The 26583-nt window shown below is 70.0% G+C and carries 25 protein-coding genes; 13 read left to right on the forward strand and 12 right to left on the reverse strand.

What is annotated here, in order from left to right; all coding sequences use genetic code 11:
• The first annotated feature begins 71 nt into the window (after positions 1-71).
• The 7 genes from ED92_RS30705 (at position 72) to ED92_RS30735 (ending at position 8809) form a co-directional block, all read left to right on the forward strand.
• Positions 72-1640: a carbamoyltransferase C-terminal domain-containing protein gene (locus ED92_RS30705; RefSeq protein WP_037344321.1), complete on the forward strand. Its 1569-nt coding sequence runs from the start codon at positions 72-74 to the stop codon at positions 1638-1640.
• A 91-nt stretch (positions 1641-1731) separates the two neighbouring features.
• The gene (locus ED92_RS30710) at positions 1732-2889 is read left to right on the forward strand and encodes an FAD-binding oxidoreductase (RefSeq protein ID WP_037344323.1); all 1158 of its coding nucleotides are present in this window, start codon (positions 1732-1734) and stop codon (positions 2887-2889) included.
• Positions 2886-4139, forward strand: a complete 1254-nt coding sequence (locus tag ED92_RS30715; RefSeq protein ID WP_037344324.1) for an ATP-grasp domain-containing protein — start codon at positions 2886-2888, stop codon at positions 4137-4139. Before ED92_RS30710 ends, ED92_RS30715 begins: the two co-directional genes overlap by 4 nt.
• Positions 4140-4218: 79 nt before the next feature.
• The gene (ddaH, locus tag ED92_RS30720; RefSeq protein WP_037344325.1) at positions 4219-5040 is read left to right on the forward strand and encodes a dimethylargininase; all 822 of its coding nucleotides are present in this window, start codon (positions 4219-4221) and stop codon (positions 5038-5040) included.
• Positions 5041-6450 carry a cation:proton antiporter gene (locus ED92_RS30725; protein ID WP_152611044.1) on the forward strand — a complete coding sequence of 470 codons (1410 nt, stop codon included), beginning with the start codon at positions 5041-5043 and terminating at the stop codon, positions 6448-6450.
• A complete protein-coding gene (locus tag ED92_RS30730) occupies positions 6447-7457 on the forward strand; it encodes a TauD/TfdA family dioxygenase (protein ID WP_037344326.1) in 1011 nt (336 codons plus the stop codon). Before ED92_RS30725 ends, ED92_RS30730 begins: the two co-directional genes overlap by 4 nt.
• A gap of 497 nt (positions 7458-7954) precedes the next feature.
• Entirely contained in the window at positions 7955-8809 is an 855-nt protein-coding gene (locus tag ED92_RS30735; RefSeq protein WP_037344327.1) for an SDR family oxidoreductase, read from the forward strand.
• Here the strand turns inward: ED92_RS30735 and ED92_RS30740 are convergent.
• The 3 genes from ED92_RS30740 to ED92_RS30750 are packed head-to-tail and all read right to left on the reverse strand — an operon-like array spanning position 8772 to position 13421.
• Positions 8772-9797: a glycosyltransferase family 9 protein gene (locus tag ED92_RS30740; RefSeq protein WP_037344328.1), complete on the reverse strand. Its 1026-nt coding sequence runs from the start codon at positions 9795-9797 to the stop codon at positions 8772-8774. The genes ED92_RS30735 and ED92_RS30740 overlap by 38 nt on opposite strands.
• Positions 9794-11281: an HAD-IIIA family hydrolase gene (locus ED92_RS30745; RefSeq protein WP_037344329.1), complete on the reverse strand. Its 1488-nt coding sequence runs from the start codon at positions 11279-11281 to the stop codon at positions 9794-9796. Before ED92_RS30745 ends, ED92_RS30740 begins: the two co-directional genes overlap by 4 nt.
• A 34-nt stretch (positions 11282-11315) precedes the next feature.
• Entirely contained in the window at positions 11316-13421 is a 2106-nt protein-coding gene (locus ED92_RS30750; protein WP_037344330.1) for a catalase, read from the reverse strand.
• Between the two features lie 106 nt (positions 13422-13527).
• Here ED92_RS30750 and ED92_RS30755 point away from each other — a divergent pair, with 106 nt between their 5' ends.
• Genes ED92_RS30755 through ED92_RS30780 form a run of 6 tightly spaced genes read left to right on the forward strand, consistent with a single transcriptional unit; the run spans position 13528 to position 19212 of the window.
• Positions 13528-14892, forward strand: a complete 1365-nt coding sequence (locus ED92_RS30755; protein ID WP_037344331.1) for an aldehyde dehydrogenase — start codon at positions 13528-13530, stop codon at positions 14890-14892.
• Positions 14892-15926 (forward strand): aromatic acid exporter family protein, encoded by a 1035-nt coding sequence (locus ED92_RS30760; RefSeq protein WP_037344332.1) that lies wholly within the window; start codon positions 14892-14894, stop codon positions 15924-15926. The genes ED92_RS30755 and ED92_RS30760 overlap by 1 nt, the downstream gene beginning before the upstream one ends.
• Before the next feature lie 28 nt (positions 15927-15954).
• Positions 15955-17004: an NAD-dependent epimerase/dehydratase family protein gene (locus ED92_RS30765; protein WP_037344333.1), complete on the forward strand. Its 1050-nt coding sequence runs from the start codon at positions 15955-15957 to the stop codon at positions 17002-17004.
• Positions 17001-17810, forward strand: coding sequence for a nucleotidyltransferase (locus ED92_RS30770; protein WP_037344334.1), 810 nt, complete (start codon positions 17001-17003; stop codon positions 17808-17810). The genes ED92_RS30765 and ED92_RS30770 overlap by 4 nt, the downstream gene beginning before the upstream one ends.
• Positions 17807-18544: a metallophosphoesterase gene (locus tag ED92_RS30775; RefSeq protein WP_125737715.1), complete on the forward strand. Its 738-nt coding sequence runs from the start codon at positions 17807-17809 to the stop codon at positions 18542-18544. Before ED92_RS30770 ends, ED92_RS30775 begins: the two co-directional genes overlap by 4 nt.
• Positions 18541-19212: a PhoU domain-containing protein gene (locus ED92_RS30780; RefSeq protein WP_037344335.1), complete on the forward strand. Its 672-nt coding sequence runs from the start codon at positions 18541-18543 to the stop codon at positions 19210-19212. Before ED92_RS30775 ends, ED92_RS30780 begins: the two co-directional genes overlap by 4 nt.
• A 99-nt stretch (positions 19213-19311) precedes the next feature.
• On the opposite strand, the gene ED92_RS30785 is transcribed toward ED92_RS30780, so the two are convergent.
• From ED92_RS30785 to ED92_RS30825, 9 genes are all read right to left on the reverse strand, one after another.
• Positions 19312-19875: a hemerythrin domain-containing protein gene (locus ED92_RS30785; protein WP_037344337.1), complete on the reverse strand. Its 564-nt coding sequence runs from the start codon at positions 19873-19875 to the stop codon at positions 19312-19314.
• A 62-nt stretch (positions 19876-19937) separates the two neighbouring features.
• Entirely contained in the window at positions 19938-20612 is a 675-nt protein-coding gene (locus ED92_RS30790; protein WP_037344612.1) for a DUF6766 family protein, read from the reverse strand.
• 98 nt (positions 20613-20710) lie between these two features.
• Positions 20711-21091: a hypothetical protein gene (locus tag ED92_RS30795; RefSeq protein ID WP_037344338.1), complete on the reverse strand. Its 381-nt coding sequence runs from the start codon at positions 21089-21091 to the stop codon at positions 20711-20713.
• A 42-nt stretch (positions 21092-21133) separates the two neighbouring features.
• Positions 21134-21745, reverse strand: a complete 612-nt coding sequence (locus tag ED92_RS30800; RefSeq protein ID WP_037344339.1) for a flavodoxin family protein — start codon at positions 21743-21745, stop codon at positions 21134-21136.
• Complete coding sequence (locus tag ED92_RS30805) at positions 21742-23049, reverse strand: UDP-glucose/GDP-mannose dehydrogenase family protein (protein WP_037344341.1); 1308 nt, start codon at positions 23047-23049, stop codon at positions 21742-21744. Before ED92_RS30805 ends, ED92_RS30800 begins: the two co-directional genes overlap by 4 nt.
• On the reverse strand, positions 23042-23980 hold the full coding sequence (locus ED92_RS30810) for a glycosyltransferase family 9 protein (protein WP_369797437.1): 939 nt from the start codon (positions 23978-23980) through the stop codon (positions 23042-23044). The genes ED92_RS30805 and ED92_RS30810 overlap by 8 nt, the downstream gene beginning before the upstream one ends.
• Complete coding sequence (locus ED92_RS30815) at positions 23977-24663, reverse strand: SDR family oxidoreductase (RefSeq protein ID WP_037344343.1); 687 nt, start codon at positions 24661-24663, stop codon at positions 23977-23979. The genes ED92_RS30810 and ED92_RS30815 overlap by 4 nt, the downstream gene beginning before the upstream one ends.
• Positions 24663-26021 carry a PfkB family carbohydrate kinase gene (locus ED92_RS30820; protein WP_037344345.1) on the reverse strand — a complete coding sequence of 453 codons (1359 nt, stop codon included), beginning with the start codon at positions 26019-26021 and terminating at the stop codon, positions 24663-24665. Before ED92_RS30820 ends, ED92_RS30815 begins: the two co-directional genes overlap by 1 nt.
• Complete coding sequence (locus ED92_RS30825) at positions 26018-26581, reverse strand: SIS domain-containing protein (RefSeq protein WP_037344347.1); 564 nt, start codon at positions 26579-26581, stop codon at positions 26018-26020. The genes ED92_RS30820 and ED92_RS30825 overlap by 4 nt, the downstream gene beginning before the upstream one ends.
• Positions 26582-26583: the final 2 nt, after the last annotated feature.

Here is a 26583-nt window from a genome sequence, read left to right on the forward strand (position 1 = left end):
GAGCTTCCGGTCAACGGGCCGCGCGGCTTGAATGAGTCGACGAATGAAGGCGAGCGAAATTCGGTGACACAATGCTGATTCTGTCGATGAAGGAGGGCCACGATGGCGGGATCGTGGCGATCGAGGACGGCAAGCTGCTGTTCGCGCTGGAGTCGGAAAAGGACAACTACCCGCGCTACGACCGGATCACCGGCGAGCTGATGGCGCGTGCGGCGGGCATGCTCGACAAGCAGCCCGACGTGGTCGCGCTCGGCGGCTGGGTCAAGGGGGAGTTCTCGGTGGAACCGCCGTCCCGCACCGGATACTTCGGTGTCGGCGAGGGCGCGATCTCCGACGAGGCGGGCAAGTTCTTCGGCAAGGACGTGCGGTACTTCTCCTCCACCCACGAGCGCTCGCACATCTACACCTCCCTCGGGATGGCCCCCGCGGCACCCGGCCAGGCGTACTACTCCCTGGTGTGGGAAGGGAACATCGGTGACTTCTACCGGATCGACGAGCGCGGCGAGGCCACCCACCTGCAGCACGTCCTGACCGACCCCGGCGCGAAGTACGCGTATCTCTTCGCGCTGGCGGACCCGGGTTTCCCGCTGGGCAAGGGGAAGTTCCGGTTCAACGACGCCGGCAAGCAGATGGCGCTGACCGGGTTCGCCGAGCCGGGCCCGCTCACGCCGGACGAGCAGAAGACCATCGACTTCATCCTCGACCGCGACGGCATCATCCTCGGTCTGTCCAAAGAGGAGATGTCCTGGTCCCATCTGTACAACGCGGGTGTGTGGTCGCAGGAATACCGCAACGCGGCGGCGAAGCACTCGCAGGCGATCTTCAACCGCTTCTACGACTACGCGGAGAAGAACCTCACCGAAGGCCTGCCGCTGCTGATCTCCGGTGGCTGCGGCCTGAACTGCGATTGGAACCGGCTGTGGCGGGAGAGCGGCCTGTTCTCCTCGGTGTTCGTGCCGCCTTGCCCGAACGACAGCGGCTCCGCGCTGGGCACGGCCATCGACGCGCAATGGTTCTACACCGGACAGGCGACCATCGAGTGGGACGTCTACGCGGGGGAGAACTTCGTCGAGGACGTCGTCCCGGATCCCGCGAAGTACGAGACGCGGCCGCTCGTGGCGAGCGAGGTCGCGAAGTACATCAAGGACGGCAACATCATCGGCTGGGCACGCGGCCGGTACGAGATGGGCCCGCGGGCGCTGGGCAACCGGTCGATCCTCGCCGCGCCGTTCACCGTGGACACCACCGTGCGGCTCAACAAGATCAAGCGCCGCGAGGACTACCGACCGATCGCCCCGATCGCGCTGGAATCCGACGCTCCGAAGTGGTTCGTCGGCTCGGTGCAGGACCCGTACATGCTGTACTTCAACCACGTCACGTCCGACGAGCTGAAGGCCATCACGCACGTCGACGGGACGGCCCGCACCCAGACGGTGACGCGGGAACGCAACGCCGGCATCACCGACCTGCTCGAGGCGTTCCGCGAGCAGACCGGGTTCAGCGTGCTGTGCAACACCTCGCTGAACAACAACGGGCGCGGTTTCCTCAACCGCACCAGCGATCTCATCGAGTACGGGGAGACGTACGGCCTCGACGGCTACGTCATCAACGACACGTTCGTGACCCCGCGCGCCTCCTGAAATCCTTGCCCAACGGGGGTAAGGCCCGGATGCCACCGTCCCAGCAGTGGCATCCGGGTACCTCGTGGCGCCCGAACGAACGGGGAAGACCATGCGAGTCGTGCTCGCGGGCGGTGGCGTCATCGCGCTGCTGACGGCGCTGGAATGCGTGTCGGCCGGGCACGAAGTGGTGCTCGCCGACCAGGCGGACATCCCGTTCTCCGGCGCGACCTCGTTCGACCGGCACCGTGTGCTGCGCGCGTTGCATCCCGGTGACCTCGCGGCCACGGCGGCCGCGGTCGCCGCGCATCACGCGTGGCTCGGACTGGAGCATTCGCTGTCCACGTCGTTCTACGAACAGGTCGGCGCGCTCACCGCGATGACGGCCGACGAGGCGGCGGCCGCGCGGGATCTGCTGGCCACGGCGGGATCCAAGGCCGAAGTGCTCGGCGCGGACGAACTCGCCGCGGAGTTCCCGCACGCCGGGTTCGTGCCGGGGACGGGCGCGGTCTTCGAAGCGCACGCGGGGGTCCTGCTCGCCGATCGGGTGCTGACGGCGTGCGCCACCCGCCTGCGGTGGCACGCGAACGCGGAACTCCACCCGCACCGCAAGGTGATCGGGATCGACGCCGACCGGGCCGAGGTCCGGCTGGCCGACGGCGGGATCCTCCGCGGCGACGCCGTCCTGGTGGCGGCGGGCCCGTGGTCCCGGGAGCTGCTGGCTCCCGCGCTGTCCAGGGAACTCGTGCTGCACCGGCAGACGATGCTCTACTGCGACGTCCCGCCCGCCGACGCCGCCGCGTGGGCCGCCACCCCGGCGATCACGTCGCTCGGCTCGGCGGGGGGCGCGTGGCTCGTGCCGCCCGTCGCCGGGACGCCGCTGAAGCTCAGCGCCGCGAGCGCGTGCCGGGTCGTCGACGAGCTCGGCGGCGCCACCGTGCCTTCGTGGTGGCGTGAGCACCTGATCGACACGTTCGCCGCGCTGATCCCCGGTTTCCGCCGGGATTGGCTGGTCGACACCCGGGACTGCCACTACCTGGCCCGGCGCTCCACCCTCGGCCCGATGCTCGCCGTTCTCGGCGACCGGGTCCTGTCCTACGCGGCGTGCGGCGGCTCGTCGTTCAAGTTCGCCCCGCTGATCGCCCGGTCCCTGGCCGCGCGCCTGACCGGCGCCGACCCGGTCCAGACCGGACTCGAACCGCTCGACCGGCCGCTCGTGCGAGCGGGCGGTGTCCACCCGATCCGTCCTGCCCTACGAGGTGTGTCGTGAAACTGCTCGCGCTGGAAGCCAGCCAGAACTCCTACTACTACCTGCCCCGGTACCAGCAGATCGAGGACTTCGGCGGGGTGCTGTACGTGCTCAACGGCGTCGGCACCGAGGATCTCTGGCCGTCCGAGCGCTACCGCATCGCCGGCAGCAACCACATCGACGACCTGATCCGGCACGCGAAGGCCTGGCACGCGGAAGAATCCTTCGACGGTGTGCTCACCTTCTCCGAGTCCGGTGTCGTCCTGGTCGCCGCGGTCGCCGAGGCGCTCGGCCTGCCCGGGATCGGCGTGGACGCGGCGCGCACCAGCCGGAACAAGCTGATCATGCGGCAGGCGCACGAAAAGGGCGGGGCAGCGCATCCGGACTTCCGGTTCGTCGAAGACCTCGACGCGGCCTTGCAGGCGGCCGAGGACTTCGGCTATCCGGTGATCCTCAAGCCGACCCTCGGCGCGGCCAGCAACTTCGTCTTCCGGGTCGACGACGAAGAGAAGATGCGGGAACGGTACGCGCAGGCACGCGAAGGCATCGACGGGATGACCTGGTACAACATGGAGGCCGAAGGGCTGGACCTCGGCCCGCACGGCCTGCTCGTCGAGTCCTTTCTGGACGGTCACGAGCATCTCATCGAAGCCGTCGCCTGGGACGACGAGGTCTACCTCGGTTCCATTGTGGACAGAGTCACGTCGGAAGGCGAGACCTTCGACGACGACGTGCACCACGCGCCCACGTCGCTCACCGCCGAGCAGGTGGCCGAGGTGCACGCGGTGGTGGCCGCCGGCGTGCGGGCCCAGGGCCTCACCCGCGGCGCGCTACACGCCGAAGTCCGGTTCCACCAGGGCAAACCGTTCCTGCTGGAGATCGCCGTGCGCCCGGGCGGCGGCGGGCTCGACCATATGGCACGGCTTTCCGCCGGGTACGACCCGATCAGGGGACTCATGGACGTCTCCCGCGGTGTCCGGCCGGACGTCCACCACTTCAGCCCGACCGGGCTGCACACCGCCGCGATGTGCCTGATCTGCCCCGGCGGGGTGATCGCCTCGATCGACGTCCCGCCCGCGGTGAACGAATCGGAAGCCTTGTACTACCTCAAGATCTTCGCCAAGCCGGGTGACCTGATCAAGCGGCCGCCGCTCGGAAACAACATCTTCGGCGGTATCGGCGCGCTCGGCGCGTCCTTCGACGAAGCCATGCGCAACGCGAACGACCTGGCCGGGAAGATCGAGGTCAAACTCTCCGAAACCCAGAAGTAGCAACGGATCCTGTTCGACGAAACCGGGCCCTCACCCAGGGTCCGGTGGCGAAAGACGCCCAAAACCGCGTGGAGGAAGCGTGTCACGGACTGCCACCCAACGGCACTACCTGATGGTCAGACCGACGTACTTCGACGTCGAGTACTCGATCAATCCCTGGATGGACCCGAAGAAACCGACGGACACCGAGCTGGCCATCGCGCAGTGGGAGTGGCTGCGTGACCTGTACGCCGACCTGGGACATCGGGTCGAGCTGCTCGATCCGCTGCCCGGCCTGCCCGACATGGTGTTCGCGGCCAACGGCGCCACCGTGGTCGACGGGCAGGTACTCGTCGCGCGGTTCCACCACGTGCAACGGGCAGGGGAGTCCGACGCGTATCTCAAGTGGTTCCGCGACAACGGATACCGCTACGTGCGGCAGGCGCAGTGGGTCAACGAAGGGGAGGGCGACTACCTCGTCGCCGGGAAGACCATCCTCGCCGGGACCGGGTTCCGCACGAACCCGGAGGCGCACAACGAATCCCGCGAGTTCTTCGGCCGTCCGGTGACCAAGCTGACGCTGATCGACCCGCGCTACTACCACCTCGACACCGCGCTCGCCGTCCTCGACGACGACACGGTCATGTACTACCCGGGGGCGTTCTCCGAAGAAAGCCGTCTGCTCCTGAAAGAGCTGTACCCCGACGCGATCCTGGCGTCCGAAGCCGACGCGGCCGTGTTCGGCCTCAACGCGGTCTCCGACGGCAAGCACGTCGTGCTTCCGCAGGCGGCCACCGAGCTGACCGCGCAACTGCGGGAACACGGTTTCGAACCGATCGGCGCCGACCTGTCCGAATTGCTCAAGGCGGGCGGCAGTGTCAAATGCTGCACGCTGGAACTGCGTGCCGCTCGAGGAGAATAGATGGAATCGGCTGTACAGGAGCGGAGCGGGCGTACCGCGCTGCGCCGGATCCTCGTCGGGGCCGCGTTGATCGCGGTTCCGGCGGCGGTCGTCGTCGTGGTGCTCGGCCTGGGATCGGCCTACGCGCCCGTCGCGAGCACCGGGGCCAAGGCCGCGGGCGGCGGGCCCGACACCTACGCGCGCCTGCTGGTCGCGCTCCCGGTGATCCTGGGCGCCTGCCATCTGGCGGGTGTCCTGGCCCGGCGGCTCGGCCAGCCCGCGGTGATCGGCGAGATCGTCGCCGGCATCCTCCTGGGACCGTCGCTGTTCGGGATCGTCTGGCCCGCCGCGTTCGGCTGGCTGTTCCCCGGCGGGGTGGTCTCGGCGATCAACATCCTGTCGCAGCTGGGTTTGATCTTCTTCATGTACCTGGTCGGCTCCGAGATCGACCTCGACGCGGTGCGGCGGCGCGGGTTCACCGCGGTGACCGTCAGCCAGGTCAGCATCGCGCTGCCGATGGTCTGCGGCATCGTGCTCGCGCTCGGCATGTACCCGGCCTTCGGCGGCGACGTCGGCTTCCTCGCCTTCGGTCTGTTCATCGCGGTCTCCATGAGCGTGACGGCGTTCCCCGTGCTGGCAAGGATCCTGACCGACCGCGGCATCGCGAAGACGCCGCTGGGCGCGCTCGCGCTCACCTGCGCCGCCGTCGACGACGTCGCCGCCTGGTGCCTGCTGGCCGTGGTGGTCGCCGTCAGCCAGGGCGGGACGCCGTCGGAGGTCTTCCTGACCGTCGGGCTCACCCTGGTGTTCGTCGTGGCGATGGTCTACGTCGTCAAGCCGCTGCTCGCCAGGGTGCTCGCGCGAGTGCCGGAGTCCGCGGTGCTCGCGATCCTGCTCGGCGGGATCATGCTGTCGGCGCTGGCCACCAACGAGATCGGCATCCACGCGATCTTCGGCGCCTTCCTGTTCGGGGTGATCGCGCCGAGGAAGGATCCGGTCGTCACCCGCGCCGCCGGGAAGCTCGGCAGCGTGACCCTGACGTTGCTGCTGCCGCTCTTCTTCGCCTACACGGGGCTGCACACCGAGTTCAGCCTGCTCGGCTCCGGCTCGCTGTGGCTCTGGACCGTGCTCATCACGGCGGTGGCGGTGTTCGGCAAATGGGCGGGCAGCACGACGGCGGCGCGGCTGACCGGTGTCGGCTGGCGCGAATCGCTCTCCCTCGGAGCGCTGATGAACTGCCGGGGGCTGACGGAACTGGTGGTGCTCAACGTCGGCCTCCAGCTGAAGGTGATCAGCCCGGCGGTGTTCGCGATGCTCGTGATCATGACGCTGGTGTCGACGATCGCGACCGCCCCCGCGCTCACCCTCATCTCCAAGTTCAAGACGAGACCGCCGGTCCAGCGGCGGCGGAAAGTGGATAGGACACCATGACCAGCAAGGAAACCCTAGTCAGCACCTTCGCCGAGGTCGTCCTCGACGACGAGGTCCGGGACACGATCGGGAGCGACCTGCGGTCCTTCCCGAACCCCGTCGACGACATCGACCGTTCGCTGGCGATGCTCCGTGTCACGTTCTCGAAGCTGCCGATCGACCAGCTGCAGGCGATCCTGGACTTCGGCAGGCACGTCGACACCCCCGGCGTCGCGCTCGTGCGCAACCTGCCGGTGGACCCGGAACTGCCGGAGACGCCGATCGACGGGGAACCCAGCAAGGACAAGAAGACGTTCGTCGCCGAGACCGTCCTTTTGGGACTGAGTCAGCTGCTCGGCGAGCCCGTCGGGTTCACCACCGAGAAGAGCGGGCGGCTTGTGCACGACGTCGTCCCGGTGTCGGCGGGGGCGCGCAGCCAGACGAACCAGAGCTCGCACGTGTTCCTGAACTTCCACAACGACATCGTGCACGACGAGGTCGGTCGCTACGATGTGTCCAATCCGGACTTCCTGGTGCTGAACTGCGTCCGCCAGGACGGCAACAAGGAAGCCGTCACCTACTACGCCGACGGCAGGGACATCTCGGCCGCGCTGGCGCCGGAAGTGCTCGACGTCCTGCGCCGTCCGCTGTTCCGGCTCAACGCGCCCGGCAGCTACGTGCGTGACGTGGCCAAGGGTGCCGACGTGCTCTCCGACCTCGTGCCGGTGATCTCCGGGCCGGCGGAATCGCCCGAAGTGGCGGTGTCGGCCAACGGGGTGGTGGGGGAGACCGTCGAGGCCGAGCAGGCGCTGGAGGAGCTGCAGCGGGTCTGCCGTGAGGTCGCGCATCAGGTCAAGCTCGAACCGGGGACGGCGCTGCTGATCAACAACCGGAAGGGCCTGCACGCGCGGTCGCAGTTCTTCGCGCGGCACAACGGGCGGGATCGGTGGCTGCAGCGTACTTACATCCGGCGGAGCTTGTGGACGATCCGGTACCGGGGGATTGCCGGGGATCGGCGGGTGCACTGAGGCTTGCGTCTCGTGTACATGAAGGCCCCCTTCCTTGCGTTAGACGCGGTGAAGGGGGCCTTCACGCGCGGCCGTTGTGACTGCTGGTGCTCGTGGGGCTTGTGTGGCGTCGCGCAAGTCCGTGAAGGCCTCTTTGAGGGGCGTGTTTGCTTCGGGGCGTTGAACGTCGTGGCCCGTCCACGCTTGGATTCGTTGATGAAGGATTTGGGACAGTGAACGTCCCAAATCCTTCATCGACAACGCTCGACCCAGCCTGCCGTAGGTGGTTGCGAAAGCCACTTTCGCAACCTTGAACGTTGTGAAAGCCACTTTCGCAACACCTGCGGACGAGGTCTGCCGGGGAGCATGTCGCGAAAGCCACTTTCGGGACATCAGACGTCCCGAAAGTGGCTTTCGCGACACCCCACGCGACGCCTCCGGCCACCGCACGCGGGCATGTTCAGCCGAGCGGCCATCCGGGTAACCCTCCCCGAAAGCACCCGACGGGAGGGAACCCGATGGCAGAGAAACTCCGGCCGCCGCAGCAGCAGGAACCGCCGGGCGTGACGTCGAAGATGGATCCGCCGCCTCGTGACTCCATGGAGGACTACGAGGGCCGCGAGCTGCTGGCCGGCAAGCGTGCGTTGATCACCGGCGGCGACTCCGGGATCGGCCGCGCGGTCGCCATCGCCTTCGCGAAAGAAGGCGCCGACGTGGCGATCGCGTATCTCAATGAGCACGAGGACGCGAAGTACACAGAGGAACGCGTCCGCGCCGAAGGGCGCGAGTGCCTCCTCCTACCGGGTGATCTCGCCGAAGCGGCGCAGTGCCGCGAGATCGTCGACCGGACCGTGAAGGAGCTCGGCGGGCTGGACATCCTGGTCAACAACGTCGCCACGCAATGGCCGGTCGACTCCCCGGAGGAGCTCACCGACGAGCAGTGGACGCACACCTTCGACGTGAACATCCACAGCTTCTTCCGGGTGACGAACGCCGCCTTGCCCCATCTGGGCGAGGGCTCGGTCATCATCAACACCGGCTCGGTGAACGGCTTGCGGGGCAACAAATCGCTGATCGACTACTCGGCGACCAAGGGTGCCGTGCACGCCTGGACGTACGCGATGGCGCAGGCGCTGGCCGATCGCGGTGTCCGGATCAACTGTGTCGCGCCCGGTCCGGTGTGGACACCGCTGATCCCGTCGACGTTCCCGCCGGAGAAGGTGGAGAAGTTCGGCCTCCAGGTGCCGTTCGAGCGCGCCGCTCATCCGGACGACCTCGCGCCGTCGTACGTCTTCCTGGCGTCCAACCGGCTGTCGTCGTATTACAGCGGTGAGGTCATCGCCGCGCTGGGCGGCGAGACCACGCCCGGCTGAGGCGCGCCACGGCGTCGGCGACGGCTTCGGGCGCGACGCGGTCCAGGCACGGGTGGCCGGGCACGGGGCAGACCCGGGCCCGGCTGTCCCGGCACGCCGCGTGCTGGTCGCCGAGCACTTCGGACGGCACCCCGTACGGCGCCCACCGCGACGACGGCACGACAGGGGCGAACAACGAGACCACCGGGGTGTCGACGGCGGCCGCGAGGTGGGCGGGGCCGGTGTTGGGAGCCACCACCACGTCGGCCGCGGCCAGTACGGCCGCCAGTTCGGACAAAGTCGTACGGCCGCCCAGATCGAGCGCGTCCCCGGCGACCTGCCTGGTCAGCGCGCTTTCGGACGGCGAGCCGGTCACCACGACACGCCGTCCGGCGGCTTGCAGTGCCCGCACGATCGCGGCCGAGCGGTCGGCGGACGGTTGCCTCGCCGGCACCGACGCGGCGGGATGGACGACCACGTAGTCCTCGTCGCCGACCAGCCGTTCCACCGACGGCAGCGGCCCCCGGATCGCGAGCCCGCCGTCGTCGCCGGGCGGCAATGAGAAGCCCGCCGCTTCGGCCAGGGAAAGCATCCGCACCGGTTCCGGTGGATCACCGGGCACCCGGTGCCGCAGATCCAGCAGCGAGCCGGGATAGTCCTCGCTGATCGCGCCGATCCACGGCACGCCCGCCATCCTCAGCAGCAGGGCCAGCGGGAGCGGGGACTGATGGAACGACGTCAGCACGAGCGCCGCGTCGAAGGAGTATTCGTGCAGACGCCGGACCAGCGCTTCGGTCTCGTCCCGGGTGACCGGCGGCGGCTCGGGATCGATCCACGGCGCGCACCAGGTGACGACCTCGTCCACGCCGGGCAGCAGTTCGCCCGCCGCGCGACCACGGGGACCGGCCAGCAGGACCACCCGTTCGGCACCCGCCGCGACCGCGCGGACACAGGGACCGGCCAGCAGGACGTCGCCGAGGTTGTCCATCCTCGCGACCAGGACGTTCATCGGGAACCCGCGACGGCCAGGTGGACGGCTTCGGCGAGATCGCGCGCGACGGTCGCCCGGCGGCGGGCGCGATCGATCTCCTCCGGCCGGGTCCGCGCGGTCGGGATGAGGATTCCGCGCGCCCCGGCCGCGAGGGCGGCGTCGACGTCGGCTCCGGTGTCGCCGATGACCACGCAGCGCCGGACGTCCACGCCCAGTGCCTCCGCGGCCTGCCGCACCAGCCCGGGCGCGGGTTTCCGGCAGGCGCAGCCGTCGCCGTCGTCGTGTATGCAGACCTGCCAGGTGCCGAACGGGCCGAGCATCTCTTCGACGCGGGCGTTCACCGCGGCCAGCCGGTCCGGTGTGATCAGGCCTTTGGCCACCCCGGACTGATTGCTGACCACACCGATCCTGATTCCCGCCGCACGCACCCCGTGCAGGAGTTCTCCGGCGCCGGGAACGGGACGCACACCGTCGGGGTCGTCGAGGTAGGGCACGTCGACGATGAGGGTGTCGTCCCGGTCGAACAGCAGGGCCTGCGGCCGCCACGACAGCCGGTGTTTCAACTCCCCGCGCAGCCGGTGATAGCAGGCCGCGGGCGGGATGAGCACGCTGGTCAGGAGCATGCGCCCCACCTCGCCGGGGGTGAGCGGTCCCGGCGCGATCCGGCGTGCCGCGAACTCGGCGGTCAGTCCCGCCCACAGTCCGGCCGCGGCGGCGGCGGCCTTGCGGCGTCCCAGCGCGAACAACGCCACGGCGCCGGCCGCGCTCACGGTGGCCACCGCGTGCCGTTCGAGCCGTCCGTGTCCGGCCCCGGTCTGCTGCCGCCAGAGGACACCGTGTTCGTGCCGCATGAGCGCGTCGTCGGCGTTGCCCCGCTGGGCGCGCAGGCTGGCCAGCGGTCCCGATCGTTTGGGCGGATGGACGGTGACGCGTTCGCCGCGTGCGACGAGATGGCCTGCCTTGGCGACCCTCAGGGCCAGATCCGAGTCTTCCCGGTAGGCGCGGGGGAAACGTTCGTCGAAGCCGCCGACCTCGGCGAGCACGGACCGGCGGTAGGCCATGTCCGCGGTGATCCACCGGGCCGTCTCCAGCCCGGCCGTCCCGCGTTCGTCGTCGGTCGGGCGTCGGTCCGGCGGCAGCGGTACGACGAGGCGGGCCTGCGACGCCGCCGTCTCCGGGCCGAGGGACAGAAGATCCTCGGCGAGTTTCTGCGGCCAATCCGAGCCGATCAGCACGTCGTCGTCGAGGAAGGCGATCCACTCGGACTTCGCGTGCCGCCAGCCGGCGTTGCGGGCCGCCGCCGGACCGCGCCCGCCGGACCGGACGACTTCGACGTCCACGGTGGACGGGGGAAGCCGCAGGTCGCCGCCGCCGGGACGGTCGTCGGCGACGACGATCCGCGCCGGCCGTGGCTCTCCGGCGGCTTCGATCCCGGCCAGGAGCGTGCGGAGATTGTCCCGGCCGGTCGTCGGGATCACGATCGTGTAGTCGAGGTCGGTCACCCTCTTCCGGTACCCGGGAGCCACGGCGGCAAACTCACGCGGGGATCGCGTCGGTCTTCCGCAGCCACGAGCGATGTTCGCCGAGTTGCGCGGTGAAGGAGGCGAAGAAGCCGTCGGGGAGGGTCGTCTCGGCCGCCGTGGTGGTCACCACGCCCTGGTCGATCAGGGTTTCGGTGTCGTCGGCCAGTTTCGAGGTCACCCCGGCCCGGCGCAGCAGGTCCAGACCCGAGCCGAAGGCGGCCACCGGCTTGCCGTGTTTGTAGGCCTCGGCGACGAAATGCACCGCGTAGCCGTCGCGTTCGAGGACGTTGATCGCGCTCGGGCCGCACGGGACGACGACGGCGTCGTAAAGCACCGAAGCCATGGTGTTGAGCTGCCTGTCCGGCCGCAGCGGTTCCCCTTCCCCGCCCGGCCGGAGTTCGGCCTCGGTGGGAGCCAGCACCTCGGCGATCGCGCCCTCCGCCGTCAGCGCCTCGACCAGGCGGCCGACGCCGATGGTGTCCACCCCGTCGGCGGCGAGCACCGCGACCTTCCGGCTGCTCGCGGTGCCGGAAGGCTGGTTCAGCTGGGAAAGGGCGGGGGAGGTGCGGTCGTGGTGCGGGGTGGCGGGAGCGGCGGGCACGCTCACCCCGATCCCCTCGGCGACTTCGGCGGCCAGATCGTGGTCGACGTTGTTGAGCTCGGCGACCGTCCGCGCCCGGACCTCCCGGTCCTCGACCTTGCCGAGTTCGAACCGGAACGCCGCGACGATATGCTCGCGTTCGATCGGCGACATGCTGTTCCAGAACAGCGTCGCCTGGCTGTAGAAGTCCTTGAAACTCTCGCTGCGGTCCCGGATCTTGTGGCCCGCGACGGCTTCGGTGTAGTGCCGGAAGACGCCGGAATCGGCGATCGCCGGGCAGCCGCCGCCGCGCGAGTTCGGGTAATAGCTCGTCCGTCCCTTGTGGATGTTCTGCTGGCCGTACCCGTCACGCTGGTTGGTGTGCACCGGCGCGATCGGCCGGTTCACCGGGAGCTGCGAGAAGTTGGGACCGCCGAGCCGGATCAGCTGCGTGTCGAGGTACGAGAAGTTCCGTGCCTGCAGCAGCGGATCGTTCGTGAAGTCGATACCCGGGACGATGTTCGCGGTGTGGAAGGCGATCTGCTCGGTTTCGGCGAAGAAGTCCTCCGGGTTGCGGTCCAGGACCATCCGCCCGACCGGGCGCACGGGCACCTGCTCCTCGGGGATGATCTTCGTGGCGTCCAGCAGATCGAAGTCGAAGTCGTGCTCGGAGTCCTCGTCCACCAGTTGCACGCCCAGCTCCCATTCCGGGTACTGGCCGGACTCGATCGCGTCCCACAGGTCACGCCGGTTGAAGTCGGGATCCTTGCCCGCGATCTTCTGGCATTCGTCCCACACCAGGGAATGCGTGCCGAGGACGGGCTTCCAGTGGAACTTCACGAAGGTGCCCTTGCCCTCGGCGTTGACGAGCCGGAACGTGTGCACGCCGAACCCCTGCATCATCCGGTAGCTGCGCGGCAGCGCGCGATCGGACATCAGCCAGAGCACCATGTGCAGGCTCTCCGGCTGGAGCGAGACGAAGTCCCAGAAGGTGTCGTGCGCCGACTGGGCCTGCGGGATCTCGTTGTGCGGCTCGGGTTTCACCGCGTGCACGAAATCGGGGAACTTGATGCCGTCCTGGATGAAGAACACCGGCATGTTGTTGCCCACGAGGTCGTAGTTGCCTTGGCGGGTGTAGAACTTCGTCGCGAAACCGCGGACGTCGCGCACGGTGTCGGCCGAACCGCGGGAGCCGGCGACGGTGGAGAACCGCACGAACACGGGGATCTTCTCGCCACTGGTGAGGAATTCGGCGACCGTGTAGTCGGCCAGCGCGTCGTCATAGGCCTCGAAGAAGCCGTAGGCGCCCGCGCCACGCGCGTGCACGACCCGTTCGGGGATGCGCTCGTGGTCGAAATGGGTGATCTTCTCGCGGGCGTGGAAGTCTTCGAGCAGCGTCGGCCCCCGGCTGCCCGCGGTCAACGAGTCGTCCGTGTGGTCGACCCGGACGCCCTGCTGGGTCGTCAGCACGGACTTTTCCGGATCCACCCGGCTCCCGTCCAGCTGCTCGTTCTTCGCGTCCTCTCGATGCTGTGCCACAGGTCTCGCCCCTTCGCGGTGGTCGGTTCCCTCGCGGCTACCCCGGCGCCGTTTCGGCAAAACGACACCGGGTAACCGGCGCGCAGGAAACTTCGAGGAGGTGCGAATGACGACGGTGGAACGGCCTGCCGTACTGGAGATCCGCGATCCCGCCGACGGCAGCCTCGTCGGCAGCGTCAAAGCGGCGACGACCGAAGGCGTTCACACGGCGATCGCCGCGGCGAGGCGGCGGGCCCCGGACTGGGCCGCCACACCGGCGGCCGAACGCGGGGTCGCGCTGAAGGACGCGGCGAGGTCACTCCGGGCGCGAGCGGGCGAACTCGCCGTCCTCATCGAGAGCGAGACGGGCAAACCCCGCGACGAGGCCGAAGAGGGTGTCCTGGCCGGAGCGGGGACCTTGGAGCAGTACGCCGAGCTGGGGCCTGTGCACCGCGGCCGGTCCCTGTTGGGCGATCCGTCGGCCACCGACCTGATGGTGCCGGAGCCCCGGGGCGTGGTCGTCGCGCTGACACCGTGGAACGACCCCGTCGCGGTGTCCTGCGGGCTGTTGGGCGCGGCCCTGGTCACGGGGAACACGGTGGTGCACAAGCCGAGCGAACGCTGCCCGCACACCGGCGCCTGGCTGGGGAATGTGCTGTCGGAGGCCTTTCCCGACGACGTGCTCCAGACCGTCCAAGGCGACGGGAGCGTCGGCGCCGAACTCGCGGCTCATCCGGACGTCGACGTCGTCGCCCATGTCGGCGGCACGGCCGCGGGCCGCTCGATCGCGGTCAGCGCGGCGCGGACCGGCGCCAAGGCCTTGCTGGAGAACGGCGGGAACGATCCGCTCGTCGTCGACGCCGGCGTGGATCCGGTCTGGGCGGCGGAGCAGGCGGCGCTCGGGGCCTTCGCCAACTCCGGGCAGATTTGCGTCTCGGTCGAACGGATCCATGTGCACCAGGACGTCGCTGATGCCTTCCTCACCGCGCTGGTCGCCGAGGCGGGCCACCGGAAATTGGCCCCGCTCGTCGACCGGCGCCACCGGGACGGGGTGCACGCCCAGGTCGCGGAAGCGATCGCGCAGGGCGCCGACCCCCTCACCGGCGGGTTCGTTCCCGACGGTCCCGGTGCCCACTACCCGGCGACCGTCCTCGCCGGATGCACCCCGGGGATGCGGGTCCTGACCGAAGAGACGTTCGGCCCGGTCGCACCGGTGACCGTGGCGGCGGACTTCGACCAGGCACTCGAACAGGCGGCCGCCGGCGAGTACGGTCTCGCGGCCACCGTGCTCACCTCCTCGATGGCCCACGCGCAGCGTGCCTGGCGCGAACTCCCGGCCGGGACCGTGAAGATCAACAACGTCTTCGGCGGCGCGCCCGGCGGGGCCGCCCAGCCACGAGGCGCCAGCGGCAGCGGTTACGGCTACGGGCCGGAACTGCTCGACGAGATGACTCAGACCAAGGTCGTCCACCTGGGCCCGCCGGGTCCGTGATGGGCGGGAAGACGCCGTTCGCCTGGGCCGCGCGGGCCTTCCGGGTGCCGGGGGAGGAACGCCGGAGCCTCGTCCAGACCGCGAAGGCCACGGCCGCGGCGGTGATCGCGTGGATCGTCGCGACGGCGGTCCTGCGGCTGCCGCAGCCCTTCCTGGCGCCGTACGCGGCGGTGTTCCTGGTGCAGGCCACCGTCTACCGGTCGCTGCGCGGCTGGGCACAGCAGGTCGGCGCCGTCAGCGTGGGGGTGCTGCTCGCCGCGGGCGCCGGTCAGGTCATTCCTTCGGTGACGGTGGCGCTCGGGCTGGTCATCTTCGTCGGCCTGCTGATCGGCTCGTGGCGGGGATTCGGCGATTCGGGGGTATGGGTCGGGATCACCGGCATGCTGCTGATCTCCTACGGCAACGCGACCGAACCCGTCCTGCTCGCCGACCGGTTGCTGGAAACCGCGCTGGGGGCGGGGATCGGCGCCGTGCTCAACGCGGTGATCCTGCCGCCGCTGCACGGCGAACGCCTGCGGGCGGCGACCTCCCGGCTGGCGTCGGCGATCGCCGACGTCCTCGACAGGACCGCGGACCTGGTTCGCGGCGGCGAGGCGGCCGACGGCCTGGACGACCGGATGGAGGACGTCCGCAGCCTGGTCGCGGAGGCGGAGGACGCGATCGGCTTGACCCGGGAGGGCCGGTATCTGAACCTCCGTGGACGGAGTGAGACCCGCGAAGAACCATTGGCGAACCTCGTCTCCCTGTGGCATCCGCTCGCCCAGCTGATCGACGCAGTGAGCGAGGCCGCCCACAGCGAGCAGCCGTTCCGGCATCCCGGCGAACACGCGCGCGGGGTGGTCGGCGACCTGCTCGAGGCCCTCGCCGAGGTGGCCCGTTCGGGTGATCCGGCCGAACTCGATCGATGTCGCGACCTGCTCGGCGAGATCGACCACCTGCTCGTGACGCCCACGGACGAGGTCACCACCTCGATCGGGCTGGGGGCGATGGCGCTGCCCGCCCGGCGTCTCGTCCAGCGGCTCCGCGCCGATTAAGGCGAGACGACGGTGGGTAACCGTACCCATGAGCGGTAAGCGGATCGTGGTCACCGGCGCCACCGGCAACGTCGGCACGGCGGTGGTCCGCGCGCTGGGCGCGGACCCCGAAGTCGGCTCGATCGTCGGCGTGGCGAGGCGGCCGAGCCGATGGGAGAGCCCGAAGACCGAGTTCGTCACCGCGGACGTCGCCCGCGACGACCTCCGCGCCGTGTTCGACGGCGCCGACGTGGTGATCCACCTCGCCTGGCTCTTCCAGCCGACACATCGGCCCGAGATCACCTGGCGTTCCAATGTGCTGGGTTCGATCCGGGTGTTCGAAACCGCGCAGGCGATGCGGGTGCCGTCGCTGGTGTACGCGTCGTCGATCGGGGCGTATTCGCCGAGGGACGACGACCATCCGGTGACCGAGGAGTGGCCGACGCACGGGTCGCCGAAGGCGGCGTACACGCGTGAAAAGGCTTATGTGGAAAGGGTTCTCGAAGCGTTCGACCGGAGTCATCCGCGGCTGCGGGTGGTCCGGGTACGGCCGGGATTCCTCTTCCAGAAGGCCGCCGCGCCCGAGCAGCGCCGGCTCTTCGGCGGCCCGTTCGTACCGGGCAAGCTCGTGCGCCCGTCGCTGATCCCGGTGCTCCCCGACATCCCGCAACTGCGGATCCAGACCGCGCACACCGAGGACGTGGCCGACGCCTATCGCCGCTGTGCGCTCCAGGACGTCAAGGGAGCCTTCAACATCGCCGCCGATCCGGTGCTGGACACCCGCGCGCTGGCGCGGATCTTCGGCGCCAAACCGGTGAAGGTCCCGGCACCGTTCGTCCGGCGGGCGCTGGCCGCGGCCTGGTCTTTGCACCTGATCCCGGCGACGCCAGGGCTTTTCGACGCCGTCCTGCATCTGCCGGTGATGGACTGCACGCGCGCCAGGGAAGAGCTGGGCTGGACGCCGCGATACTCGTCGGAAGACGCGATCGAAGCCTTCCTCAAGGGACTGCGGGAAGGCGAAGGATTCCCGACCGAACCGCTGAAACCGGACGTCGGCAGGGCACATGAACTGGCCACCGGGGTGGGGGAGCGACCGTGAACGAGAAGGAACTCCTGCACACGCTGACCAGGGTGGTGTCCACTTTGGACCAGACCGCCGTGCGGTTCGCCGTCGCGGGCGGCCTCGCCGTCTACGCGCGCGGCGGGCCGCCGTCCGATCACGACGTCGACCTCTTCCTCAAGGAGGAGGACATCGAGATGGCGGCGGAGGCACTGGAAGCGGCGGGGCTGAGACGGGAGCACCCGCCGGAAGACTGGCTCACCAAGGTCTACGACGGCGATTGCCTCGTCGACCTGATCTTCCGGCCCAACCATCGGCCGGTCACCGACGAGATGCTCGACCGCGCATCGCTGATGCGGGTCGGGGCGACCGCCGCCCCCGTGCTCAACGGGACCGATCTGCTCGTCGACAAGATCCTCGTGCTCAGCCCGCACCGGTGCGATTTCGCGCCGCTGCTGCGGATCGCGCGCGACCTCCGCGAGCAGGTCGACTGGCACCGGGTGGCCGAAGAGACCGCCGAATCGCCGTACGCGTGGTCGTTCCTGACCCTGCTCGCGGCCCTGTCCATCATCGACGGAAAGGAGCTTCCGATGCCCGAGGAAGCGCCCCAGTACCTGGTCGCCAGGCTGACCAAGGCGCTGGCGGAAGACCCGAGGACCGCCGAACTCGGCGTGCACGTCACCGTGCGCGGCGACCAGGTCCGGCTCAGCGGCGAGGTCCCGTGCGCCAACCGCAAGGCCGACATCGAGGCGGTCGTCTGCGAACACATCGCGGCCGAGCTGGTGCACAACGACGTCCGGCTGGCCGACGTCCGGGAGCCGTCGCACGCCGAGGAGATCCGGTGATCCGGGTCGCCGCGGTAGGGGACGTCCACCTCGGGGAAGACAACCGAGGCCTGCTGCGGCCGGCACTGGACAACATCGCCGAACACGCCGACGTGCTGCTGCTCGCGGGCGACCTCACCCGGCACGGCAGCGTCGACGAGGCCAGGGTGGTGGCCGACGAGTTCGCCGGGCTCCCCGTCCCGGTGATTTCGGTGCTGGGCAACCACGACTATCACTCGGACGAGGCCGAAGCGGTCAGCGGGCTGCTGGAGGAAAGCGGGATCACCGTCCTCGAGGGTTCGGCGACCACAGTGGACCTGGAGGGTGGGAAGCTCGGCGTCGCCGGGGTCAAGGGCTTCGGCGGCGGGTTCGCGGGCAAATGCGCGAGCCGGTTCGGCGAACGCGAGATGAAGGATTTCGTCGAGCACACCATGGCGGCGGCCAAACGGTTGCGCACCGCGCTGGAAGGGCTCGAACACGAGCAACCCGACGTGACCGTCGCGCTGACCCACTACTCGCCGATTCCCGGCACCCTGCACGGCGAACCGCCGGAGATCCACCCGTTCCTGGGGTCGTACCTGTTGTGCGAGCCGATCGACGACGCCCAGGTGGCCCTCGCCGTGCACGGGCACGCGCACTACGGCAGCGAACAAGGCGTCAGCCCCGGCGGGGTCCCGGTTCGCAACGTCGCCCAACCGGTGATCCGCGCGGCGTACGCGACGTATGTCCTCGAACCTGCGAAAGTGCTCACATGAGGGAACGATTCCACGGTCAGCTGAGCGTTCTCGGCGAGCTCCTGTCGAGTATGTGCGGCATGGCCTGCGAAGAACTGCACCTGGCGAACCGGGTCTTTCTCGACCGGGACGTCGAAGCCGCCGCCGAACTGGCGACGGTCGAGGCGAGACTGAACGCGGCACGGACCCGATGCGAGGAGTCCGCGCAGAAGCTGCTCGCCCTGCAGGCGCCGGTGGCAGGTGATCTGCGGACCGTGCTCGCGGCGGTGTACTGCGCCGACCGGCTGGAGCGGATGGGCGACCTCGCCCAGCACATCGCCGACCAGGCCTTGCGAGCACCGGAATTCGCCGTCCCCGACGCGCTCACCGGCCAGTTTCGCGACATGGCCGGACTCGTCGGCTCGATGGCGGAAGACCTCGGCGCCGCGATCGAAGGCTCGACGGCGGAGGTGTTCCACTCGCTGGCCCGGTCCGACGAGCGGGTCGACGCGCTGTACGAGGAACTGATGACCCTGGTGACCGATCCGGACTGGGCCGACGGCGTCGCGCCCGCCATCTCGGTGGCGCTGCTGGCGCGGTTCTACGAGCGGTTCGCGGACCAGGTGGTGTCGGTGGCGCGGCGGGTGGATTTCGCGCTCACCGGGGAATTGCCGGAGTCTTCCGTGCGGGATGCGCCTGCTGAGCTTTGAGGTCGCGCCGGTTTTGCGCGTGAAGGCCTCCTTCCCTCGGCTCAGCCGAGGGAAGGAGGCCTTCACGCGCTGGGCCTAAACGTGAGCGCCCGGCGAAGGTCAGGTCGCCCGGTCCGTCAGCGCGTCCCGGATCTTGTCGATGAACGCCGTCCCCGGCGCCAGGATCCGGTTCGCTGGCGGCCGGTCGGGAGCGGCGGGATGCGGCCTGGTCGGGGCGATCTCCTTGGCCCGCAACACCTTCTCGCCCAGCTCCCGCAAGTCTTCCGGAGAACAGGCTGCCTGCAGCTTGGGCAGCAGGTCGCTCTCCTCCTCTTCGATGTGGTGCCGGACGTCCTCGATCAGCTTGCCGACGAGTTCGTCGAACCGGTTGTCCGTCGGTTCCAGGCCGATGAGGTCGTTCATCACCCGTTCGGCTTCGGCGTGCTCCTCGATCTCGTGATCGGCGACCTCGTCGCCGTCGGGGAGGTGCTTCCGCGCGGCGGGGTACATGTGCTGCTCTTCGGCGATCGAATGCCGCACGAGTTCGGCGATCAGGTGATCCGCGAGGTCTTTGCGGTGCCGATCGCCGCCCTTGCCGGACTCCAGTTCCTTGAAAATCCGTTCGAAGGCACGGTGATCTTCCGTGATCACCGTGACAAGGTCGTGTTCCGTGGTGGTGGTCATGGACACTCCTGTCCGTGGTCGTCAGTCCGACGCCGGACGGATACCCGTTCCCCGCGGTTCAATCACCCGGATTCGTCGGTGGCCCGGTGCGGCGCGCCGACGGGTTTGGATTCCGGGGAGCCGCGCTGGCGCAGGTACACGCTGAACACCGCCATCGAGCCGATGGCGAGGAATTCCGACTGCCAGTTCTGCAGTGTGCGGTTCCAGAAATCCGACGACGCCAGATAGCCGAACCACGACACTGGATCACCGAAATCGGTGAGCTGTTCGGCGTTGTAGGCGCTCATCCCGGCCACGGATTGGGCGAGCCACGACAGCAGGAACAGCCCTAGCATCACCAGTCCGAGTGACATCGAGAAGATTCCCGTGCGCCAGCCGCCCGCCCTCGCCCATTTCGGTGAATCGGCCGTCGCGTGGCGTCCGACCTGCTGATCCTCGTCCGTTTCCAGGCCGACCCGGTCGGCCGGTTTCGATTCGGGGGAGCCTCGTTGCAGCAGCCACACGGTCGCGAAGACGTAAAGGAAGAACTGCAGGTATTCCGATTGCCAGTTTTCGGCGACGTCGACGGCGAAGTCCGCGGACGCCAGGTAGTCGACCAGGCCGACCGGCTCGGCGGCGTGGCTGAGCCGCCCGTCGTTGTAATCCGCGAGCCCGGAGAACGCCTGTCCCGCGAGACTCAGCAGGAACAACAGTCCGAAACCCAGCGAAAGGGCGTTGTCACGAAGAAAGCGCCGCATCATCCGCCCCCTTCACCGGTGCAGCAGGCCCAGCAGGACGCAATAGCCGAGGACGGCCACGACGAAGACGAGGTAAACGGTGAACACCGGACGCGCTTTCATGGGCCACCCACCGCGCAGTCGTAGACCTGTTCGTTGCGGTGGCGGCAGCCCGCTCCCGTGATCACCCAGCCGGTGGACGACTCGTGCAGGAAGAGCGTGTCGCGGGCGGTCTTCACCTGGGCTTCTTCGCTCCAGATCGAGACCGTCTCCGGCGTGCCGTCCGGAACGTTCGCGCCGGCCAGGCCGCGTTCGCAGCTTTCCGGCGCCCAGGATTCCCGCACCCGGGGCGCGAGCTGCGCGCACGCCGAGCGGTGATCACCCGACGCGAGCGCGCCGAGGAACCGCCCGGCAGCGTCTCTCGCCGGCTCCTGCCCGCTCGCTCCCGCACAACCGGCGAGCAGCAGGCACGCGCCGAACGTCAGCGTTTTGACGATCACGGAAGACGGGTACCCGGCCCGGCCGTCAACCACACCTCGGGGTCAGGACGCGGGGTACTGGCGCTCGCGCAGCAGATTCGCCAGATGGATCGCGTTACGCGCCAGGGTCGCGTTGGTCGACGCGACCGCTTCGGGCGTTTCGTCGAGGTCGTTGTAGTCCCCGCCCTTCATCGCCTCGCCGTTCCAGTAGGTCCCGCCCTGGGCGGGCACGGTGAAGCCGATGTCGTTGAGGGCCTGGAAGAGGTCGGCGGTGATCTTGTGCGCGCCGTCCTCGTTGCCGACGACGGCGGTGACGCCGACCTTGCCGAACATCGCGGGCCTGCCCTCGTCGTCCGTTTCGGACAGTTCGGCGTCGAGCCGCTCCAGCACCCGCTGCGCCACGCTGGACATGTGGCCGACCCAGGTCGGCGTCGAGATCAGCAGGATGTCGGCGGCGGCGATCTTGCGGCGGATCTCCGGCCAGGCGTCGCCGTCGCCCATGTCGCCCTCTACACCCGGTTTGACGTCGTGGTCGACCACGCGCACGAGTTCGCCGGTGGCGCCGTGCCCGGCCAGTTCGTCCAGAAGCTGCTGCGCGATCAACGCGCTGCTCGACGGGGCGGGCGACGGTTTGAGCGAGCACACCAGTGCGAGGGCCTTCAACGGCTGGGTCATCCTGTCCTCCTGTTCGGATCGGTGCCGAGTCCCGTGTGGACGAAGCCCGCCGCGCCGACGGTCGCCGGGTCCAGGAGATTCCTGGCGTCGACGACGACGGCGCGTTCGGTGGCGGCGGCGAGCCGGTCCCAGTCGAGCTCGCGGAACTCGGGCCACTCGGTGAGCACGACCAGCGCCGCCGCGTCCTTCGCCACCAGGTACGGGTCGTCGACGACCTGGACGGTGTCCGGTTCGACGGCTTCGACGCCGGGGTCGTACGCGGTCAGCACCGCGCCGCTCCTGGCGAGCTCCCGCGCGACCGCGAGCGCGGGGGAATCACGCAGATCCCCGGTTCCCGCCTTGAACGCCAGTCCGAGCAACCCGATACGGATGCCCGAGAGCGAGCCGTCCGAAACCCCGGTGATCGCGCGGCGGATCTTCCGCACCACGGCCGCCCGCTGACGGGCGTTGGCCTTCATGGCGTCACGGAGGATGCCGAAGTCGACCCCCGCGTGTTCGGCGGTCCGCAGCAGCGCGGCGGTGTCCTTGGGCAGGCACGAGCCGCCCCAGCCGGGGCCGGGGACGAGGAAGGCGGGCCCGATCCGGGAATCGAGCCCCATGAGCCGCCCGACGTCGCGGATGTCGGCGCCGTAGTGCTCGCAGAGTTCGGCGAGGACGTTCACATAGGACACTTTCAGCGCCAGGAACGCGTTGCTGGCGTACTTCGCGAGCTCGGCGCTCGCCGGATCGGTGAACCACACCGGTGCGTTCGTCTCCCCGTACAAGGCGGCGACGCGCTCCGCGGCCGTCCTGTTCTCGGGGACCGAGCCGAGGACGACCCGGTCGGGCTGCAAGAAATCTTCGACGGCGTGCCCTTCGCGGAGGAATTCGGGATTGCTCACCACGGGCAGGTCCGGCCCGAGCGATTCCGTCAGCCGGGCCCCGGTGCCGACCGGCACGGTCGACTTGGTGACGACGACGCAGCCGGGCGCGAGCAGCCCGGGCAGCGTGGCCACGACCTCGTCCAGCATCCGGACGTCGGCGTCGCCGTTCTCCCCTTTCGGCGTGGGCAGGCAGAGCAGTACGAAGTCCACATCGGACAGTTCTTCCGGTGCGCCGGTGAAGCGGAGCCGTCCGCAGCCCAGTCCGTCCCGGACCAGTTCCGTGAGCCCGGGTTCGGCGATGGCGACCTCGCCCCGGTTCAGCTCGTCCACTTTGGACAGATCGTTGTCGACGCAGACCACCTGATGGCCCAGATGAGTGAAGCACGCCGCGCTGGTGAGCCCGACGTATCCGGCGCCGATCACCCCCACCCGCTCAACCACGGGAGGCTCCCGTCCGGAGCAGGTCTTCGGCCGCGGTGAGGACGCGTTCCTCCCGCAACAGCAGCAGGCCAGGATCCGGGGCGCCGCCGTGCGGGTCGCCGACGTCGCCCACCCAGAGGACCGTATGCCGCCGGTCGCCGGCGGGCGGGCCCCAGAGCCGCGGCGGGGTCGGCCCGAACAGCAGCACCGACGGCGTCCCGTACGCGGTGGCGAGGTGGCCGACACCGGTGTCGCCGCAGATCACCAACCGTGCCTCGGCCACGGTCGCCGCCAGTTCGGCGAGGCCGCCGCCCACGAGAGCCGCGTCGCCGGGAAGCCCGGCCTCCTCGACGATCGCGCGGACGAGGGGCGCTTCCGGCGCGCTTCCCGTGACGACCACCCGATGCCGGGCGGAGAGCTCCCGCGCCACCCGCGCGTACCGGTCCGGTGGCCAGCGACGGGCGGCGAAGGCGGCACCGGGGTGGATCACCACCGCGTCCGCCGCCGGGCTGGGGCCGGGCGGCGGGGGCAGCGCGAGGTCGTCCCGGTCGGCCGGGATGCGCGCGGCCTCGAGCAGACGGCACCAGCGGTCGACCTCGTGTGCCTCGGCTGGCCAGTCGGGGCCGTCGACGCCGGGGAAGTCCGGATGCCGGTGGGTGATCAGTTCCAGCGGATCCTGGGCGAGCAGGTCGTGGATGCTCTCCGGGCCGCGGCCGTGCAGGTTCACCGCCAGCCGCGGCGGCTCGCCGGGCCAGGACAGTTCGCCGAGCCCGGCCGTCGGGAGCAGCTCGTCCACGGCGTCGATCAGCTCGACGAGATCGCGCAGGTTCTCCGGCGCGGCGAGGACGAGCCGTTCGTCGTCGAAGGCGCGGCGCAGGGCACGCAGGGCGGGGACCGCGGTGAGCAGGTCCCCCAGGCCGAGGGCGCGCAGCACGAGGATGCCACCGGTCACGGCCAGGACCCCTCTTCCGAAGCGCACACCACGAGTTCGCGGACTTCGCAGCCGGGCGGCTGGGAGAGGGCGAAGACCACCGAGGCCGCGACGTGCTCGGGCTGGTTGAGTTTCGCGTCCGGCGGCGGCTTGTACTGCTCTGCCCGGTCGTCGAAGAACGCCGTGTGCATGCCGCCGGGGACGAGCAGCGTCACCCCGACCCGGCCCGCGAGCTCCATGGCGAGTGCCCTGGTGAAGCCGACGACGCCGAATTTCGACGCGCAGTAGGCACTCGCGTCCCCGGCGACCCGCAGCCCCAGCGTGGACGCGCAGGTCACCACCGTGCCGCGGCTCAGCCGCAGATGGGGGAGTGCCGCGCGGACGACCGCGGCGGTACCGAGCAGATTGACCCGGATCACCCGTTCCCAGTCCTCGATGGACACTTCGTCGAGCGGGCCGCACGCGTCGGTGCCCGCCGCGGTGAAGACGCCGTCGATCCCGCCCGCCCGTTCGGCGAGTTCGTCCACGGCACGCGCGGCCGCGGCGGAATCGGCCAGGTCGGCCCGGACGAACGCGACGTCACCCGCCGGTTCGGCGCGATCGACGACAAGAGGGGTGCCTCCCGCCTCGCGGACGGCTTCGACGGTCGCGGCACCGAGGCCGGAGGCGCCGCCGGTGATCAGGACGTTGCCGAGAGGGCGCATCATGCTCCTTCCGCCGCGGCCACCAGCCGAGTGGTGGAATAGCCGCGGATGGTCGGGATCAGGACGATTTCGCCGCCGTGCCGGCGCACCACGGCGCTTTCGGGGAGTTCGGTGTCGGCGTAGTCGCCGCCCTTGACCCAGACGTCCGGGCGCAGGCGGTCCAGCACGGCGGCCGGATCGGGTTCGTCGAACACCACGACGGCGTCGACGGAGGCGAGTTCGGTGAGCAGCCGGGCGCGGTCGCGGGCGGTCACGATCGGCCTGCCCGGCCCTTTCAGGCCGCGCACCGAGGCGTCGGAATTGAGGCAGACGACGAGGGCGTCGCCCAGGGCACGCGCCTGTCGCAGCAGGGCGGCGTGGCCGGGGTGCAGCAGATCGAAACAACCACCCGTGGCCACGAGCCTGCCGCCTCGTGCGCGGACCCGCGCCGCGAAGTCGAACGCCGAAGTGCCGTGGTGGTGGGCTTCCGGTTCGGGTGAATTGTCCACTGTGGACAGCGTGGCGGCGCCACCGGTCGCGACGAACCGGGCCGCCGTCTCGACGCCGGCCGCGACGGCGTCGGCGGTGGTCGCGCCGTCGAGCAACGCCGCGGTGACCGCGGACGCGAAGCGGTCACCGGCGCCGCAAGTGTCCTTGGCGACGATCCCCGACGGCGGCCGGAACGTCGTGCACCGCCCGCCCTCGGTCAGCACCGCGCCGTGCGCGCCCGTGGTGACGCTGACCGCGTCGGCCTTCCACAGTGCGTGCACCCGTTTCGCCAGCTCTCCGGCGTCGGCGCGACTCTCGGTGAGCTGCTCGGCTTCGGCGAGATTCGGGGTGGCCAGCGTGACTCCCGAGACGGGCTCGCTCCCGCGGGGATGCGGATCCCAGACGACGGGGATCGTGCCCGCCAGTTCGGCGAGCAGCGCGCCGATCTCCGGATGACCGGTCACGCCGCGGCCGTAGTCGGCGACGAGGATCGCGCCCGCCGACCGCAGCGCCGCCCGGACGCCGGAGGTGAGCGGCGAGAACTCGGCCCTGCCGTCACCGCTGTCGAGCCGGACCAGTGACTGGCCCGCGACCCGCACCCGTTTCTTGGTGACGGTGGTGCCGTCCAAGGGCATCGGTACCACACGGACCTCGTGTTCCAGCAGCCCGGTCAGGGCCCGTCCGGCCGGGTCGTCACCCAGCGGGGTGACCAGCACGACCTCGGCGGTGGACCGGGCCGCGAGCAACGCGGCCAGCCCGGCACCGCCCGGCCGCCGCCATTCCCGGACCAGGTCGACCACCGGGACCGGCGCGTCCGGACAGAGGCGGTCCGACGTGCCGTCGACGTCGACGTCCAGCAAGGCGTCGCCTAGGACGACCAGCGGCCTCACGTGGGCACCCCGAGCGCGTCGTCCAGCGCGGTGCACAGGGCGTGCACCAGCGCGAGGTGGACCTCCTGCACGGTCGCCATCGACGGTGCCTCCACCGGGATCGCGTCGGAGCACAGCGCGGCCAGCGGGTTGGGGGAGGGGCCGGTGATCGCCCAGGTGGTGACGCCGAGTTCGTGGGCGGCCTTCGCGGCCGCGACGACGTTCTGGCTGCCGCCGCTGGTGGAAAGGCAGACGAGGATGTCGCCGGGGCGGCCGTGCGCCCGCACCTGCCGGGCGAACACCTCGTGCTCGCCGTAGTCGTTGACGATCGCCGTCACGGCCGAGGTGTCCGCGTGCAGGGCGATCGCCGAGAACGGCTGCCGGTCGTTGCGGAACCGGCCCACCAGCTCGCCGGTGAGATGCTGTGCTTCGGCGGCGCTCCCGCCGTTGCCGCACGCGAGCAGCCGTCCGCCGGAGGACAGCACGGCGGCCAGCTGGTCACCCCAGCCGCGGATCTTCGGCGACCAGGAAGCGGACTTCCCGGCGGCCTCGCTCAAAGCCGCGAAGTGTTCTTCGATCACGA

Source organism: Amycolatopsis sp. MJM2582, from assembly GCF_000754115.1.
GTDB lineage: Bacteria > Actinomycetota > Actinomycetes > Mycobacteriales > Pseudonocardiaceae > Amycolatopsis > Amycolatopsis japonica.

What these genes read in the sequence shown, in the direction of transcription:
- ED92_RS30710 (WP_037344323.1), top strand. Translation starts at nt 1,732, where the DNA reads ATGCGAGTCGTGCTCGCGGGCGGTGGCGTCATCGCGCTGCTGACGGCG.
- ED92_RS30765 (WP_037344333.1), top strand. Translation starts at nt 15,955, where the DNA reads ATGAGCGGTAAGCGGATCGTGGTCACCGGCGCCACCGGCAACGTCGGC.
- ED92_RS30730 (WP_037344326.1), top strand. Translation starts at nt 6,447, where the DNA reads ATGACCAGCAAGGAAACCCTAGTCAGCACCTTCGCCGAGGTCGTCCTC.
- ED92_RS30780 (WP_037344335.1), top strand. Translation starts at nt 18,541, where the DNA reads ATGAGGGAACGATTCCACGGTCAGCTGAGCGTTCTCGGCGAGCTCCTG.
- ED92_RS30760 (WP_037344332.1), top strand. Translation starts at nt 14,892, where the DNA reads ATGGGCGGGAAGACGCCGTTCGCCTGGGCCGCGCGGGCCTTCCGGGTG.
- ED92_RS30755 (WP_037344331.1), top strand. Translation starts at nt 13,528, where the DNA reads ATGACGACGGTGGAACGGCCTGCCGTACTGGAGATCCGCGATCCCGCC.
- ED92_RS30815 (WP_037344343.1), bottom strand. Translation starts at nt 24,663, where the DNA reads ATGCGCCCTCTCGGCAACGTCCTGATCACCGGCGGCGCCTCCGGCCTC.
- ED92_RS30735 (WP_037344327.1), top strand. Translation starts at nt 7,955, where the DNA reads ATGGCAGAGAAACTCCGGCCGCCGCAGCAGCAGGAACCGCCGGGCGTG.
- ED92_RS30790 (WP_037344612.1), bottom strand. Translation starts at nt 20,612, where the DNA reads ATGCGGCGCTTTCTTCGTGACAACGCCCTTTCGCTGGGTTTCGGACTG.
- ED92_RS30800 (WP_037344339.1), bottom strand. Translation starts at nt 21,745, where the DNA reads ATGACCCAGCCGTTGAAGGCCCTCGCACTGGTGTGCTCGCTCAAACCG.
- ED92_RS30725 (WP_152611044.1), top strand. Translation starts at nt 5,041, where the DNA reads ATGGAATCGGCTGTACAGGAGCGGAGCGGGCGTACCGCGCTGCGCCGG.
- ED92_RS30740 (WP_037344328.1), bottom strand. Translation starts at nt 9,797, where the DNA reads ATGAACGTCCTGGTCGCGAGGATGGACAACCTCGGCGACGTCCTGCTG.
- ED92_RS30705 (WP_037344321.1), top strand. Translation starts at nt 72, where the DNA reads ATGCTGATTCTGTCGATGAAGGAGGGCCACGATGGCGGGATCGTGGCG.
- ED92_RS30785 (WP_037344337.1), bottom strand. Translation starts at nt 19,875, where the DNA reads ATGACCACCACCACGGAACACGACCTTGTCACGGTGATCACGGAAGAT.